General features: G+C 72.8%; 11 protein-coding genes. 3 read left to right on the top strand and 8 right to left on the bottom strand.

Annotation, left to right across the window (positions count from 1 at the left end; genetic code table 11):
• Positions 1 to 16 precede the first annotated feature (16 nt).
• Together O2L01_RS24590 and O2L01_RS24585 are read right to left on the bottom strand one after the other, a co-directional pair.
• A complete protein-coding gene (locus O2L01_RS24590) occupies positions 17 to 490 on the bottom strand; it encodes a MerR family transcriptional regulator (RefSeq protein WP_270124696.1) in 474 nt (157 codons plus the stop codon).
• Between the two features lie 9 nt (positions 491 to 499).
• Entirely contained in the window at positions 500 to 1,354 is an 855-nt protein-coding gene (locus O2L01_RS24585; RefSeq protein ID WP_270124695.1) for an SDR family oxidoreductase, read from the bottom strand.
• Positions 1,355 to 1,653: 299 nt separating this feature from the next.
• On the opposite strand from O2L01_RS24585, the gene O2L01_RS24580 reads away from it, so the two are divergent.
• Genes O2L01_RS24580 through O2L01_RS24570 form a run of 3 tightly spaced genes read left to right on the top strand, consistent with a single transcriptional unit; the run spans position 1,654 to position 4,870 of the window.
• Positions 1,654 to 2,610 (top strand): ADP-ribosylglycohydrolase family protein, encoded by a 957-nt coding sequence (locus O2L01_RS24580; RefSeq protein WP_270124694.1) that lies wholly within the window; start codon positions 1,654 to 1,656, stop codon positions 2,608 to 2,610.
• A 44-nt stretch (positions 2,611 to 2,654) separates the two neighbouring features.
• Complete coding sequence (locus tag O2L01_RS24575; RefSeq protein WP_270124693.1) at positions 2,655 to 3,290, top strand: phosphatase PAP2 family protein; 636 nt, start codon at positions 2,655 to 2,657, stop codon at positions 3,288 to 3,290.
• Positions 3,287 to 4,870, top strand: coding sequence for a phospholipase D-like domain-containing protein (locus O2L01_RS24570; protein WP_270124692.1), 1,584 nt, complete (start codon positions 3,287 to 3,289; stop codon positions 4,868 to 4,870). Before O2L01_RS24575 ends, O2L01_RS24570 begins: the two co-directional genes overlap by 4 nt.
• Here the strand turns inward: O2L01_RS24570 and O2L01_RS24565 are convergent.
• The 6 genes from O2L01_RS24565 to O2L01_RS24540 all read right to left on the bottom strand — a co-directional run bounded on the left by O2L01_RS24565 (position 4,867) and on the right by O2L01_RS24540 (position 14,867).
• The gene (locus tag O2L01_RS24565; protein WP_270124691.1) at positions 4,867 to 7,020 is read right to left on the bottom strand and encodes an NACHT domain-containing protein; all 2,154 of its coding nucleotides are present in this window, start codon (positions 7,018 to 7,020) and stop codon (positions 4,867 to 4,869) included. The two genes, O2L01_RS24570 and O2L01_RS24565, sit on opposite strands and share 4 nt — an antisense overlap.
• Positions 7,021 to 7,149: 129 nt before the next feature.
• Entirely contained in the window at positions 7,150 to 8,286 is a 1,137-nt protein-coding gene (locus O2L01_RS24560) for an NAD(P)-dependent malic enzyme (protein ID WP_270124690.1), read from the bottom strand.
• A gap of 110 nt (positions 8,287 to 8,396) precedes the next feature.
• The gene (locus tag O2L01_RS24555; protein WP_270124689.1) at positions 8,397 to 10,364 is read right to left on the bottom strand and encodes a hypothetical protein; all 1,968 of its coding nucleotides are present in this window, start codon (positions 10,362 to 10,364) and stop codon (positions 8,397 to 8,399) included.
• Positions 10,361 to 11,512 carry a VWA domain-containing protein gene (locus O2L01_RS24550; RefSeq protein ID WP_270124688.1) on the bottom strand — a complete coding sequence of 384 codons (1,152 nt, stop codon included), beginning with the start codon at positions 11,510 to 11,512 and terminating at the stop codon, positions 10,361 to 10,363. The genes O2L01_RS24555 and O2L01_RS24550 overlap by 4 nt, the downstream gene beginning before the upstream one ends.
• A complete protein-coding gene (locus tag O2L01_RS24545; RefSeq protein WP_270124687.1) occupies positions 11,512 to 13,779 on the bottom strand; it encodes a DUF5682 family protein in 2,268 nt (755 codons plus the stop codon). The genes O2L01_RS24550 and O2L01_RS24545 overlap by 1 nt, the downstream gene beginning before the upstream one ends.
• The gene (locus O2L01_RS24540; RefSeq protein WP_270124686.1) at positions 13,776 to 14,867 is read right to left on the bottom strand and encodes an ATP-binding protein; all 1,092 of its coding nucleotides are present in this window, start codon (positions 14,865 to 14,867) and stop codon (positions 13,776 to 13,778) included. Before O2L01_RS24540 ends, O2L01_RS24545 begins: the two co-directional genes overlap by 4 nt.
• Positions 14,868 to 14,875: the final 8 nt, after the last annotated feature.

Here is a 14,875-nt window from a genome sequence, read left to right as displayed (position 1 = left end):
GGGGCCGCTCGGCGTTTCAGTCCATGGAGTCCGGCGCCGCGGTGCCGCCGTAGGTGGCGATCTTGAACTCGGTGGCGGCGAGGGAGAGCGTGAGTTCGCGGATGCGGCGGCGGATGGTGTCGCGGTGCTCGATGAGCATGTCGAGGCGTTCGGGGACGGTGCCGTCTCCTTCGTCGACGAGCGAGATGTAGTGCTGGAGGTCGCGCATCGGCATGCCGGACAAGCGCATCCGTGTGAGGAACACGAGGCGGCGGACGGCCGCGGCGTCGTAGACGCGGTGGCCGAGACTGTCCCGGCCGACCTCGACGAGGCCTTCGCGCTCGTAGTAGCGGAGCGTGTGGGCGGTGATGTCGAGCAGGTCGGCGACCTCGGCGATCGTCATGGACTCGGCGGTGACGGCCGTGTCGGTGAGGCGGTGGATCGCCTCGACCGACACCGGGTCGTCGCCGATGAGCTCGAGCGCTCGCGTCAGGAGTTCGTCGGTGGCCATGCCGCAAACCTAGACCGGGCGGGCCGAGGGCGCCACACCCTCGAAGTCGGCGCTGCGGGCGAGGTCGGCGAGGCGTTCGATCTCGGCGAGGCCGTCGCGGTGGGCGTTGCCCAGGCGCTCGATCGCCTCGGCGCCGAGCGGGAGGCGCAGCGGGAGCTCGTCGCCGTTCACGAGGTCGGCGATGATGCGGGCGGCCTTGTCGGGGTCGCCTTCCTGGCGGCCGTCGACGCCGGCCATGTCCGCGCGGAGGGCGGCGAGGTTGTCGCCGTAGGCGTCGGCGGTCGCGGTGAACTCGAGCGAGCCGTGGAAGCCGGTGCGGAAGCGGCTCGGTTCGACGATCATCACGCGGATGCCGAACGGGGCCACTTCGCCCGCAAGGGATTCGGACCAGCCTTCGAGCGCGAACTTCGACGCGGAGTAGGCCGAGACGCCCGGGAAGGAGATGCGGCCGCCCTGGCTGCTCATCTGGACGATGGTGCCGCTGCCTTGGGCGCGCATGGCCGGGAGGGCGGCGCGGACGAGCGAGGCGGGGCCGAAGAGGTGGAGGTCCATGAGGTCGCGGAGCTGGGCGTCGTCGACCTCCTCGACGGCGCCGACGACGGCGCGGCCCGCGTTGTTGACGAGGACGTCGATGCGGCCGAAGCGCTCCAGTGCGGCCTGCACGAGGCCGGCGGCGGCGCTGGAGTCGGTGGCGTCGTAAGCGACGGCGGCGAAACGGTCGGGGTGGGCGGCGGCGAGGTCGGCCATGCGGGCCGGGTCGCGGACCGCCGCGACCACGTTGTGGCCGTCCGCGAGCGCGGCGGCGGCGATGGAGCGGCCGAGGCCGCGGGTGGTTCCGGTGATGATCCAGGTCAGGTGCTGCATGGCCTGAACGCTATGGCTTCGAGCGCGCTCGAACGCAAACGAGAGTGGCGGGGCTCACGCGACGCGGTCCAGGCGTCCCGGGACGCCGCCCCTTCGCGCTTGCTTCCAGCCGGGGAGGAGGAACGACGCGCCGCTGCCGCGACGGTCACCGCTCTCGTTCTGGCTGGAGGCTTCATCGCCTCCCGTTTCTGATGTAGGGGGTCGAAACTTGTCGATGTATTGTGCATGTTATCGGTCACTTCGCCAAGGGGCCGCTGCCGAGAGCGACCGTGACGGCATGGACGCCATACAATCCCGGCGTGACTCAAGCGCTCTCGCGGTACGACCGCGTGCTCGGATGCCTCATCGGCGGGGCGGTCGGCGACGCCCTCGGCTACCAGGTCGAGTTCGACCACTGGGACTCCATCAAGGCCGCGTTCGGGCCCGACGGGGTGACCGAGCTGCGCTACAACCAGATCTCCGACGACACCCAGATGACCCTGTTCACCGCCGAGGGCCTGCTGGAGGCGTCGGCGGGAGACGAGTACGAGTCGGTCCGCAGCGCTTATCTGCGTTGGTATGCGACACAGAAGGAATACCTCCCTCCTGCAGGCGCGCAGGGCCTCGCGGCCGAGCCGTGGCTCTATGCGCGCCGCGCACCGGGGAACGCCTGCCTGTCCGGGCTCCGCGAAGGCGCGCGGCCGGGCGTCAACCCGGACTCGAAGGGCTGCGGCACCGTCATGCGCTCGGCGCCGTTCGGGCTCCACTTCGGACCTCACGCGGCCTTCGTGCTGGCCGAACGGTGCTCGGCGCTCACCCACGGCCACCCGACCGCCGGGGCCTCGGCGGGCGCGTTCGCGATGATCGTGGCGCACTTGATGAACGGCGAGACGCCGCAGCGGGCCGTGTCCGCGACGATGCTGCACCTGCGCAGCGGCATCGACCCCTCCGAGACCGCCGACGCGCTCCAGGCCGCCTACCGGCTCGCCGGGAACGTCACGCCCGGGCCCAATACCTGTGCGCCCCTTGGGGAAGGCTGGATCGCCGAAGAGGCGCTGGCGATCGCCGTCTACTGCTTCCTCGGCACCGACGACGTGCGCAAGGGCCTCACCGCGTCCGTGAGCCACAGCGGCGACTCCGACTCCACCGGCGCGATCCTCGGCAACCTCTACGGCGCCGCGTACGGCCACGCGGCCCTGCCGAAGGAATGGGCCTCCCAAGTGGAAGGACGGGACACCGTCGCCGCACTCGCCGCCATGATGGAACCCTTCGGCTGAAACCGGAACCGGCGGATCGGGCCGACCTGTGCCAAGCTGAACGGATGACCGCACACCCCCTCCGGACCCGGCGCCAGATCATCGCCGCGCTGGTCCTCGCGGCCGCCCTCGCCGGCCTGGCCGCCTGCTACGGCGCGCTCAACCACGGCCCCGAGGTCATGGTGCTGCGCACGCCCCTCGACGAGCGCATCCCGCTCGTGCCCGCGTTCGTCATCCCGTACCTGTCCGTGTTCCCGCTCGCGGTCCTCACCTTCCTGGTGTTCGCCTTGCGCTCCGCCGACCTGCTGCTGAGCACCCTGCTCGCGGGGGTCGTGCTGCTGCTCATCGCCTATGCCGTCTACCTCACGGCCCAGACGTACGTGCCCCGGCCCGACGAGCTCGGCACGGGTCTCCTGTGGGACGGCCTGCGGCTCGTCTACGGCAACGACGAGCCCTACAACGCCTTCCCGAGCCTCCACACCGGGTTCTCGACGGTCTTCGCGATCCACTGGCTCCGCTTCGGCGGCCGCGCCGGAATCGTCTGCACCGCATGGTGTGCGCTCGTGGTCATGTCCACAGTGTTCGTGCACCAGCACTACCTGGCCGACCTCGCCGGGGGGATCGTCGCCGCGGCCATCGCCTCCTTCATCGCCTGGCGCTGCCGCGGCCTGTGGGCGGCACCCGGGACGACCACGGCATGACCGAGGCGGTCGCACAGGGGCCGCGCCCGAGCCGCGGCAACACCGTCGAGTTCCTGATCGACAACGAGGCCGCCTGGGGACGCCTCGCCGAAGACGTCGAGAACGCGCGGACCTCCGTGCGCTGCATGCTGTTCATGCTCGACCTGCCGCATGTCCGAATGGGCTTCGCCGGAGACCTCGAGGGTCGCCCCGGCGCGCCGGGCGGCGTCCGGCTCGAAACCGCGCTCCTGACCGCCGCGAGACGCGGGGCCTCGGTGGACGTGCTGCTCAACGATGTGCGGCCCCGCTGGTCCCCCGCCAACACCGCCCGAGTCGCTGAGCGGTACTTCGCGCGACACGACGACACCGGGCGCATCCACCTGCGGCGCTTCACGACACCGCAGGCCGCCCCGATCCACGCGAAGCTCTTCATCATCGACGACGCGACCGCGTACTCCATCGGCTCGATCTTCGCCCAGGAGTACTTCGACGATTCCGGACACGCCGTGGACGACCCGCGCCGCGGGCACCTCCGCTGGCGCAGTTCGATACTCGCCCCGAACCACGACGTCTCCGCCCGCGTCACCGGCCCCGCCGCCACCGACCTCGACGCCGTGTTCCGGCTCCACTGGGACCACTGCGGACCCGCCGACCTCCCCGAGCGCAAGCCCGACGAGGCCACCGGCGCGGTCCCGGTGCAGGTGGTGCGCACCCTCCACGGCGGCCGCTTTCCCGAAGCACCCCAAGGTGAGACGGGCGTCCTCGAGTCCTACCGGCAGGCCCTCGCCGAGGCCGAGGACTTCGTCTACCTCGAGAACCAGTACCTCACCTCGACCGCGATCGTGGACGACCTCGTCGCCGCGCTGCGCCTCCGCCCGCGCCTCCAGGTGATCGCGCTCCTCAACAGCCGCCCGGACATCCCCGGCTACCCGCGCTGGCAGGCCGAAGCGCTTGAACGGCTCTGGTCGGGCGCGCTCGGAGCCGGTGCGGCCGAACAGGTCGGCGTGTACACGGCCTGGAGCCACGAGGGCCGGTCGATCATCCGCACGCACATCCACTCGAAGGTCGCGATCGTGGACGACCGGTGGGTGACCGTGGGTTCGGCGAACTTGGACGGCCTCTCGACGCTCGCCTCCGACCACCGCCGCCGGGCCTCGCTCCCCGTCCGCTGGGCCGGCCGGCTCACCGGCGCGTTCGGGCCCGAGGCCCCGGAGCTGGTGCGCGCCACCGAGGTCGACCTGTCCATCGCCGACTTCGAAGGTACGGACGGCGCGGCCGTCCGTGATCTCGGTGCGGGACTGCGGCGGCGGCTGTGGGCCGAGCACCTCGGGCTCGCGGAGGCCGACGTCGTTCGCCCCGAAGGAGGTTGGGCGGCGCTGTGGCGCGAGGCCGCCGAGCGGAAACTGCGCGGGCTGCGGGAAACGCCGTCAGAACCGGTCGCCTCGCGGATCCTGCCGTTCCCGCGCGAGGGCGCGCGCGTACCGCGCGGCCTCGAACGCGCGACGGCATACCTGCGGGCCTTGGGCGTTTCGACCGCCGGTCTCGATGTGCGCCAACGGCTCCGGTCGTTCCGGTTCGACACCGGGACGTGGAAGGGCTAGCTCCGCTCGAGTTCGCGGTCGCCGCTCCAGCGGGCCACGGCGGCGGCGATGTTCGCGTGGCGGAACTCGTAGGTGCCGCCCGCCTGCCGCCGCAGGATGCCGCATTTGTGGGCCTCCTCGAGCAGGTGCATGACCCGGCGCGGCAGGTGGTGCTTCGGCGCGAGCACGAGGATCGCCAGCGCGAGGTGGACGAAGGCGACGGCCCCGGCCTTGCCGCCGCGCAGGGCGAGGGCCCATTGGGCGCCGTAGAGCAGCGCTCCCGCGAGGGCGCAGGAGAGGGCGAAGGCGGCACTGAGCCAGACCTGGTCGGTGACGACGTAGCCGACGACGAAGGCGGGGATGGCGTAGGCGGTGCCGAAGACGTAGCCGACGCGCAGATCGCGGCGCAGGAGCAGGCGCGGGTTGGTGGCTCGGGCGGCGGGGTCGGGGGTGACGAGGGCGTACATGGAGCCGATGGGGAGGGCGAAGCCGAAGCCGATGAGGGGGCCGCGTTCGGGGCCGAACATGGCGACGCCGGCGACCGTGGCGAAGAGGAAGATCGGCACGCCGCTCTTGAGGGCGACCATGAGCTGCTTGCCGTCGGTGCGGACCTGGGTCTCGGCGGGGAGCGGCGGGAGGTTGCGGTAGCAGAAGTAGCCGAGGAGGCAGGCGGCGAGGAGGCCGAGGAGGCCGCCGACGAGCCAGGCGTGGGCGGGGCTGAGTCCGGCCTGTTCGAAGCCGATGCGGCCGCCGAGGCCGACGGCGGCGAGGCTGAGGATGAAACCGATGGCGCCGGCGGCGATGCGGGTGGGGGTGCGGGCGAGGAGGGAGAGTTCCCACCAGCGGATGGCGTCCCAGGTGTCGCCGTTGCGGGTGTGCTCGGCGAGGTATTGGAGCCAGTGCATGGCGTCGCCGCGGGCGAGGCGGCCTTTGCCGCGTTCGATCTTGCTGGGGCTCTGCTTGAAGCGGGTGGGCGCGAATCTGCGCAGGACGTAGGCGGTGACGGCTTCGGCGTCGGGGAAGCGGTCGCGGTCGGTGAGGGCGGCGGGTTTCAGGTCGGTCTTGGCGATGATCTCGATGGTGAGGGAGAGGACGAGCGGGGAGGCGAGGGCGAGGAGAGCGGGGTTGCGGCGGCGGAACGGTCCGCCGCCGAGGGCGTTGACGACGGGTTTCCATTCGCCGCGTGCGGATTCGGGGATGACGCGTTCGAGGTAGGCGCGGATCTGCTTGGCGGTGAGGGGTTTGAGTTCGATGGCGATGGCGTCGTCGAGGGCGTCGCCGCGGCCTTCGGCTTCGAGGTATTCGGCGATGCGGGAGGAGAGGATGAGGCCGGGGAGTTCGAGGGCGGTCTCGTTGATGGAGGCGATGAGGTGCTCGCGCATCTCGAGCGAGGTGTCGGTGGCGGGATCGGGTTCGGCGGCCTTGACGCTGATCTCGTCGAAGGAGTCGAGGACGGGGAGGATGTAGCCGCCGCGGATGAGGAGGGCGGGGAGGTCGGGGCCGTAGTCCTCGGCGGTGAGCCAGGGGTGCTGGTCGGTGAGGCGGTCGATGAGCCAGTCCTCGAAGCTGTCGGGGGTGTTCCAGTCGGCGAGGGTGAAGAGGACGGGGACGCGTTCGGCGCCGGGTCCGCGGGTCTTGAGCAGTTCGAGGGTGAGGTGGACGAGGCTGGCGCTCTTGCCGCTCTCGGGGCTGCCGAGGATCACGAGGCGGGGTGAGCCGCCGTTCGCGGCGAGGTCGTCGAAGAGGCCGGGGAGTTGGTTGAGGGTGCGCTTGCGGCGGCCGCCGGGGGCGCGGCGTCCGGCGGCGGGTTCCCAATCGAGGTCGATGCGGTCTTTGGCGCGGTTGAGTTTGAGGAGGGTGGCCTCGCTGTGCCACTGGTCGCGGACGGCGGTGGCGAGGCGGTCGGCGGCGGTGCCGAGGCGGACGGGGTCGGCGGGGTCTTCGGGGCGTCCTTTGCGGCGGATGGCGCGGCGGGTGCTGAGGAAGACGAAGGGCAGGACGAGGATCGCGACGACGGCGATGCGCAGGACGAGGTGGCCCTGGAACCAGGGTTCGGCGGCGGGGAGCAGCAGGGGGACGGCGACGACGGCGAGCATGGCGGTGGAGACGCGGGTGAAGAGGCTGTCGTCCTTGGCGGGTTTGCCCGGATCATTCTGGGGGGGCTGGGTCACCGGGGGTCCTCTCGCGCAGCACTGTGGTCGCCCCCGTCTCCGCAGTATGGCAGCAAAGCGCGGTGAGGGCTTGCCTCGCAAACGGAAGGGCGGCCCGGCGTGTCGCCGGGCCGCCCTTGCACGTCGTCGCTAGGCGGCGGCCTCGACGGCGGCGGCGACCGCGGGCGCGACCCGGGGGTCGAGCGGGGACGGGACGATGCGGTCGGCGGCGAGGTCTTCGGCGGCGATGTCCGCGATGGCGCGGGCCGCGGCGAGTTTCATCGCCTCGGTGATCTGCGGGGCGGCGGCGTCGAGGGCGCCGCGGAAGATGCCGGGGAACGCGAGGACGTTGTTGATCTGGTTCGGGTAGTCGCTGCGGCCGGTCGCGACGATCGCGGCGTGCCTGGCGGCGACCTCGGGCGCGACCTCGGGCGTCGGGTTGGCGAGGGCGAAGACGATCGCGTTGTCCGCCATGCCTTCCAGGGCCGATTCGGGGACGGTGCCGCCGGAGACGCCGACGAGCACGTCCGCGCCCTTGAGCGCTTCGGCGACGCCGCCGCTGCGCCCGGACCGGTTGGTGGCCTCGGCGAGGCGGGCCTTCACCGGGTTGAGGCGGTCGCGTCCTTCGTGGATGATGCCGGTGGAGTCGCAGACGATGAGGTCGCCGACACCGGCCTCGCCCAGGATCTTGGTGATCGCGACGCCGGCCGCGCCCGCGCCGACGACGGCGACGGTGAGGTCTTCGGCGCGTCGGTCCTGGAGGCGAAGGGCGTTGGTAAGGGCGGCGAGGACGACGACGGCGGTGCCGTGCTGGTCGTCGTGGAACACCGGGATGTCGAGGAGGGCCTTGAGGCGGTCCTCGATGTCGAAGCAGCGCGGGGCGGCGATGTCCTCCAGGTTGATGCCGCCGAAGGACGGCGCGATGGCCGCGACGGCGGCCACGATCTCGTCGGGGTCCTTGGTGTCCAGGCAGATCGGGACGGCGTCGACGCCGGCGAACTGGCGGAACAGGGCGGCCTTGCCTTCCATGACGGGCAGTGAGGCGGCAGGGCCGATGTCGCCGAGGCCGAGGACGGCGGTGCCGTCGGTGACCACGGCGACGAGGTTCGAGCGCCAGGTGTGGGTGCGCGCCAGGGACTCGTCCGCGGCGATGGCCTCGCAGACGCGGGCCACGCCGGGCGTGTACGCGACGGACAGGTCCTCGCGGCTCTCGAGCGGGACGGTGGAGGAGGTGCGCAGTTTGCCGCCCTCGTGGGCGATGAAGATCGGGTCTTGCAGGTCGATCATTGGTCAAGCCTCATTGCTTCGATGATGATCGCCGACTCCGCGAACGCCGAACTGATGCTCCGGCTGAGATACGAGTGGCTGGAGTAAAGAGCTGGGGATTGCCCAGGGCATCAGTGTAGCTCAGCGGTGACCAGCATTCGGACAGCGGCGGCGGTCCAGGCGTCGCATTTCGCGGCGTCGTCCTCGGCCGCCAACGCTTTGGACAGGTGAACGAAATCGCTTGCGGCCCTTAGAAGTCCGACGCGCTTGAGTTCGGCCGCGGCGGCTTCGACGCGGCGGCGGGACGGCTCGCGCGCGCCACGCAGGCCCTGGTGCGCGAGATCGGCGCACGCGACGAGCGCACCCTCGATCGCGGCGGACACGGGATCGGTCCCGGCGGCCTCTTCGGCGGCGGCGAGCTCGGCCGAGTCGTCCCCGGGCGCGAAGTCGGGCACGACCGGACCGTCCTCGGTGAGGAGCGCGGTCGGCTCGACGATGAGCGCGCCGCGGTGGCGGTGGACGTGCCCGGCGACGGCGGTGACGCCCTTGCGGAGCGCTTTCTCGGCGGCTTCGAGCGCGCCGGGCGCGGCGGACCGGTGCGGGACGCGCAGCAGTGCCGTGCCGCCCTTCGGGGCGGTGACGCTCGCTTCGAGGCACTGCGAGGCCGGGTCGTAGCCGTAGAGCTCGACCGCTTCGACGGCGATGACGCGCAGGGACTCGGCGGTGACGCGAGGGCGCACCAGCGCGGGCGGGCGGGCCGCGAGCTCTTCGGCGAGCGCGTCGAGATTGGTGGCGCGCAAGGAGTCCGGGAGGTCGTGCCAGGCCAGGCCCAGCGGCAGGACCTGGGTCTTGGCGAGGCGGCCGGTGCCGAGCTTGAGCGCGCGGGCGGCCGTGCGGGACGCGGCTTCGGTGACGGTGTTGCCCGAGGCGAGCGCGCCGATCTTGCAGCCGGCGAGGCGACGGGAGGCGAGGTCGGCGCCGGTGAGGGCGCCGTCCTCCGGTGCGGGCCAGTCGCGTTGGACGGCGAGGACCATGCCGGTCTCGGGTTGGGCGAGGTAGATCTCGAGGGTGCGGGTGTCCCCTGCGGCGGCGACGCGGGCGCCGAGGGCGGTGAGGCGCACCAGGGTGAGCGGCGTGGCGTCGGCCTCCTCGCTGCCGAGGACCTGCGCGGCGGGCGTGCCTTCGGGGTGCCGGGCGGCGCGGGCGCGGGCGGGGAGTTCGGCGAGGAGGGCCGCGAGGCGCTGCGGATCGTAGGCGGCCGAGCGGTCCTCGTAGCGTTCGAGCTGGTAGATGAGGTCGTCCACGGCACCGGCGGGCCAGTGGGCGCGGCGGCGGGTGAGGGCCTTCGATTCGCGTTGGAGGGCGGCGCGGAGGACGCCGTCCGCGCCGACAGCGCCGTCGAGGAGGACGCGGCGGGCGAGAGTGAGAGCCTCGTCGAGGCCGTCGGTGGCGGCCGCGCCGCCGACGCTGACCGTCGCCGGTTCGGCACTGTCCGCAGTGGTGTTTTCGATGGCGGCGCGGAAGGCCCAGACGGCGAGGACGATCGCGGTGTCGCGGGCGGGGCCGGTGGCGTCGGTGTGGACGTAGCCGAGGCCCGGGACGAGGAACTTCACGGTCGCCGCAGGGAGTTCGGCGGCCGCGGGCCGGTCGGGGCCGGGCCAGGTGAGGCGGGCGGTGTAGCCGGCGCGGCGGGTCTGCTCGGCGGCCTTGAGGGCGTGGTGGCCGAGGGTGTCGCGGAGCTCGTCGTCGGTGATGACGGCGGGGCTCGACACGGGCTCGGGCGCTGCCGGTTCGGCTTCGGGCGAGTCCGCTTGGGGCGCTTGGTTCTCGCGCTGGTAGGCGAGGACGGCCCCGACGCGGTGGCGGCACTTGCCCGCCGCGCCGCAGGTGCAGGTGGCGGCTTCGAGGCCGCCCGCGGCCGGGAGCGCGGCGATCGCGCCGTCGGGGAAGGTCGCCGTCAGGGTGCCGTCGGCGGCGAGGTCCAGGGCCGGGGCGGTGCCCGCGTCGAGGTCCTTGGCGGCGCGCTTGACGAGCCCGCGGTTGGCGAGGGCCGCCAGCGCGTCCGGGGTGAGTGCGAGGAGATCGTTCCTGGGGGTCACGTGCCGAGCCTTTCCGCGACGAATTCGACCAGGTGGGAGGGGGTCATGGCACCGACGTGCGCGCCGACGTCCGCGAGGCGGGCGGCCATGGCGTGGTCGTAGATCGGGTTGGCGTCCTCGTCGAGCGCGGCGAGGCCGAGCACCTGGGTGCCCTGCTCGCAGAGCTGCTTGACGAGGTGCACGAGCCGGGCTTCGCTGCCGCCTTCGTAGAAGTCGCTGATGAGCGCCACGATGGAGCGGCGCGGGTTGTCGATGAGCCCGGCGCCGTACTCGACGGCTCGGGCGATGTCCGTGCCGCCGCCGAGCTGGACCTTCATGAGCAGCTCCACCGGGTCGTCCACATCGGAGGTCATGTCGACCACGGCGGTGTCGAAGGCGATGAGGTGGGTCTTGAGGCCGGGGAGGGCGTGGAGGCACGCGGCGGTGACGGCCGAGTGGATCACCGAGCCGGTCATGGACCCGGACTGGTCGACCAGCAGCACGAGCTGCCACTGCTCGAGCCGTTTCGAAGTGCGCGAATGGAACTGGGGCCGCTCGATGGCGACGCGCCGCGACTCGGGCTGGTAGTGCTTGAGGTTGGCGCGGAGCGTGCGCTTGAGGTCGAAGTCGCGCGAGCGGCGGTGCCAGCTCGGTTTGCGGGTGCGGCTGCCGGTGAAGACGGTGCGCACCTGCACGGAGAGCTTCTCGACGAGGCGCTGCACGACCTCCTCGACGATGCGGCGGGCGGCGGCGAGCACCTGCGGGTTCATGAGGTGCTTGGTGCGCAGCACGGCCTTGAGGAGCGACGGGCTCGGCTCGATGCGTTCGAGCACATCGGGGTTGGTGAGCACGTCGTGGATCTCGTACCGCTCGACCGCGTCCCGTTCGAGGCGCTCGATGGTCTCCTTCGGGAAGAGCCGGTGGATGCCGTCGAGCCAGTCCACGGTGGTGAGCTGGGAGGGCGAGTCGTCCGCGCCGCGCGGGCCGTCGCCGCCGTAGGTGCCGCCGCGGCGCACGCCGCGCTTGGCGAGGTCGTCGTCGCGGCTGTAGAGCCAGTCGAGGGCGGCGTCGCGGGCGGCGTTCTCGTCGCTGAGGCCGCCGGTGCTGCTCTCGGCGGCGGGCCCGAGGATGAGCCGCCACCGTTCGAGGTCGGCGTGCTGGTCCCCCATCAGGATTCCTCTCCGAATACGAGGTCTTCGCGGGCGAGGGCGGCCTCGACGCGCGCTTCGAGGGCCATGGCGGCGGCCATGGCGACGGGGCTGACCGCGAGCTTGCGGGTGATCTCGCGGGCGTCGCCGCCGCCGCGGGCCGCGACGAGGCGTTCGGCGATGAGGCCCCGCTCGCGCGGCGGGAACATCGCGAACGCCTGCCGCAGCGCGGGCAGGGCGACCAGGAACTCGTCGTCGTTGAGGTCGGCCACGAGTTCGTCCACGGCCGTGATGACGCCTTCTTCTTCGGCGATGACCTCCTCGCGGGCGACGGCGAAGAGCCCGGAGAGCCAGTCGCCGAGCCGGTCGGGGTCGGCCGCTCCTGCGGCGGCCTCGGCGGCGTCCGCGGGCGCGCCGAGCGCCCAGGCGAGGCCGAGGGCCGCGCCGCGCAGGTCCGGCGGAGCCTGGCCGTCGACCGCGATCCGTTGCGCCGCAGCAGCGACCGAGGACGCGGGCGGGGTGAGGGAGGGCGCGTGGCGCACGGCGTCGCGCAGGGCGCGCATCGCGTGGAGGCGGCCCTGCTCGGCCGGGCCGGGCCCGGCGTGGAGGCCTTCGGCGAGCCACAGGATGCGGTTCGCGCACGCGGTGACGACGGCGGCGTACAGGTCGCTGCCAGCCGTGCCGAAGAGGTGGTCGTGCCGCCACAGGGCGAGCACCGTGGAAAGCGCGGGCCCGACCTCGCCGAGGTCGCCGCTGTCGTCCACAGCGGACTCGACGGAGGCCCCGAGCCGGTCGGTCAGGTGCGCCCGGCCGCACAGCGCGGCGTCGAACAGCAAGGCGGCCAAGGCATCCAGGGCGGCCTCAGTGTCGGCGCGCTGCTCCAGGACGGTCTGGGCGGCGTCCCCGAGGGTCGCGCCGAGCGCCCCGGACTCGATGAGCACCGGGAGCCGGTCGGCGCTCGCGGTGAGCGTCCAGTGCTCCTCGGCGGTTACGTCTGCGCCGGCCGTGGGGCCGGAGTCGCGGCGCACGCCCGGCAGGCGCAGCAGCCGCGCGCAGTGCAGGACGCGGCTGCGTTCGAGGTCCTTGGGTTTGGCGAGGTCGAGGCGCAGCGGGCCGTCGCCGTCGAGGCCGAGCCGGGCCATCTCGGCCTCGGCGTCGTCCACGAGCGGCGGGCGCGGCGTGTCCGGGTGGAGGCTGCCCACGCGCTCGCCGGTGAGGGCGGCGGTCATCTCGACCACGACGGGATGCGTTCCCGCCGTGAGAGAACCGCGCCGCGTCCACGGCAGCGGCTGCTCCAGGTCGTCGCTGATGAGCGCGCTCGCGAGGCCGTCGAGGAGGTCGGTCCGGCCGGGCCGGGCGTGGCCGCGCAGCCGCGCGAGGCCTTCGGTGAGGCTGCGCGCGCCGATGAGGTCCGAAGTGGAGACGTGCAGGCCGCGGCGGCGCAGCCGGGCGGTGATGCGCTGCACGAGCGTGGCCGCGGCCGCTTCGGGCCCGGCCTCCCAGAGACGCTGGTAGTACTCGGGCGAGGGCATCCCGGACTGGTAGCCGGCGAACGCGTCGAGCCGCTTGAACGAGTACGGCACGAGGTAGCCGCCGGTCTCGGTGCCCTCGGGCGGTTCCGGGAGCGCCGGGAACGCGGTGTCGCCGTCCTCGGCGAGGCGGCGCAGCGCGGGCGCGTGGAAGCCGCCGCAGACGACGAGCACGGGGCCGTCGACCTCGGCGAGCGTGGCCCGGATCCATTGGGCCATATACGCTTCGCGCGCCGTGTCCGTGCCGTCGGCGTCGGCCTCGCCGCGCACCAGGTCGAAGTAGTGGTCGAGCCGTTCGGCGAGGCCCGCGGCGTCCGCGACCTCCACGAGGTGGTCCCACAGGGCGTCCACGTTGTCGACGGCGAACGCGGCGCAGAGCCGGTCCGTCGCCTCGGTGTAGCGCCGTTCGGCGTCCGAGTAGCGGTTCTCGACGCCCTCGAAGGCCCCGTGCCAGGCCGGGAGGTCGATGAACCGCACCGTCGCCCCGGCCCGGCGGCCCTCGGTGAGCGCGACCCACTCGGGCGAGTAGTCGCACATCGGCGCCCACGTGCGGCGCACCGCCAGGTCGGTGCTCGCGTACGAGTAGATCGCCACGGGCAGTTCGTGCTCCAGGGCGAGCTCGCCGAGGCGTTCGTTGAAGTCCGCCGGGCCCTCGATGAGCACGGCGGCGGGCCGCAGCTCCTCGATCCGCTCGGCGACGAGGCGGGCGCAGGCGGGCGAGTGGTGCCGCACGCCCTGCACGTGAAGGCGGGCGATCATCCGGGCAGCAGGTTCCGCGCCTGGTACAGCGACTCCCAGTGCGGGCCTTTGCGCTTGGGGGCCTTCTGCTCGAGGTAGCGGCGCAGGCGCGCCAGGTCCTCGGCGTTGTCCTTCGCGGCCGCGCCGGCCATGCAGTCCACGATGTCCCCGGCCTCGGCGGTGCCGCCGCGCAGGTACCAGGCCTTGATGCCCACGGCGTGCGCGACCGAGACGGCCTCGGCGGTGGACATGACCGCCTGCGGGCGGCCCGAGTTCGCGTCGCCGACGCGGAGGTCGCGGAAGACCCGCACGAGCACTTCGAGCACGTCGCGCGAGGGCGGCGCGGGCACGCCCGAGCGGGCCAGCGCGGCGGAGGCCTCGGCTTCGACGAGATCGAGCTCGGTCTTGAAGTCGGCGATCGGGAAGACCGTCTCGAAGTTGAAGCGGCGCTTGAGGGCCGCGCTCATCTCGTTCACGCCGCGGTCGCGGGTGTTGGCGGTCGCGATGATGTTGAAGCCCTCGCGGGCGAAGACCATCGAGTCGCCTTCGAGCTCGGGGATGGCGAGCACGCGGTCCGAGAGGGGCGAGAGCAGGGAGTCCTGCACTTCGAGGGGGCAGCGGGTGATCTCCTCGAAGCGCACGACGCGGCCTTCGGACATGCCGCGCAGGAGGGGCGCGGGCACGAGTGCGCGCTCGGTGGGGCCCTCGGAGACGAGCAGGGAGTAGTTCCAGGAGTAGGCGATCTGGTCCTCGGTGGTGGAGGCGCCGCCTTGGATGGTCAGGGTGGAGTCGCCGGAGACGGCGGCCGCGATGAGTTCGGAGAGCAGGGACTTGGCGGTGCCGGGCTCGCCGACGAGCATGAGCCCGCGGTTGGTGGCGAGGGTGACGAGCGCGCGGTCGATGAGCGAGGGGTCGCCCACGAACTTGCGGCTGATGCCGCGCGAGTCGTCGCCCACGATGAAGGTGCGGGCGGCCTGGAGGCTGAGGGCCCACCCGGGCGGGCGGGGGGACTCGTCCTCGGCGGCGAGCTTCGCGAGTTCGGTCGCGTAGCGCTGCTCGGCGGGCGGGCGCTGGAGTTTCGGCGCGGTCTTCAGGTCTTCGGTGGTCATGGCGGCTT

Origin of the sequence: Glycomyces lechevalierae (assembly GCF_027622945.1) — a bacterium.
GTDB lineage: Bacteria > Actinomycetota > Actinomycetes > Mycobacteriales > Micromonosporaceae > Glycomyces > Glycomyces rutgersensis.
This window is presented reverse-complemented; position numbering and strand designations above follow the sequence as displayed.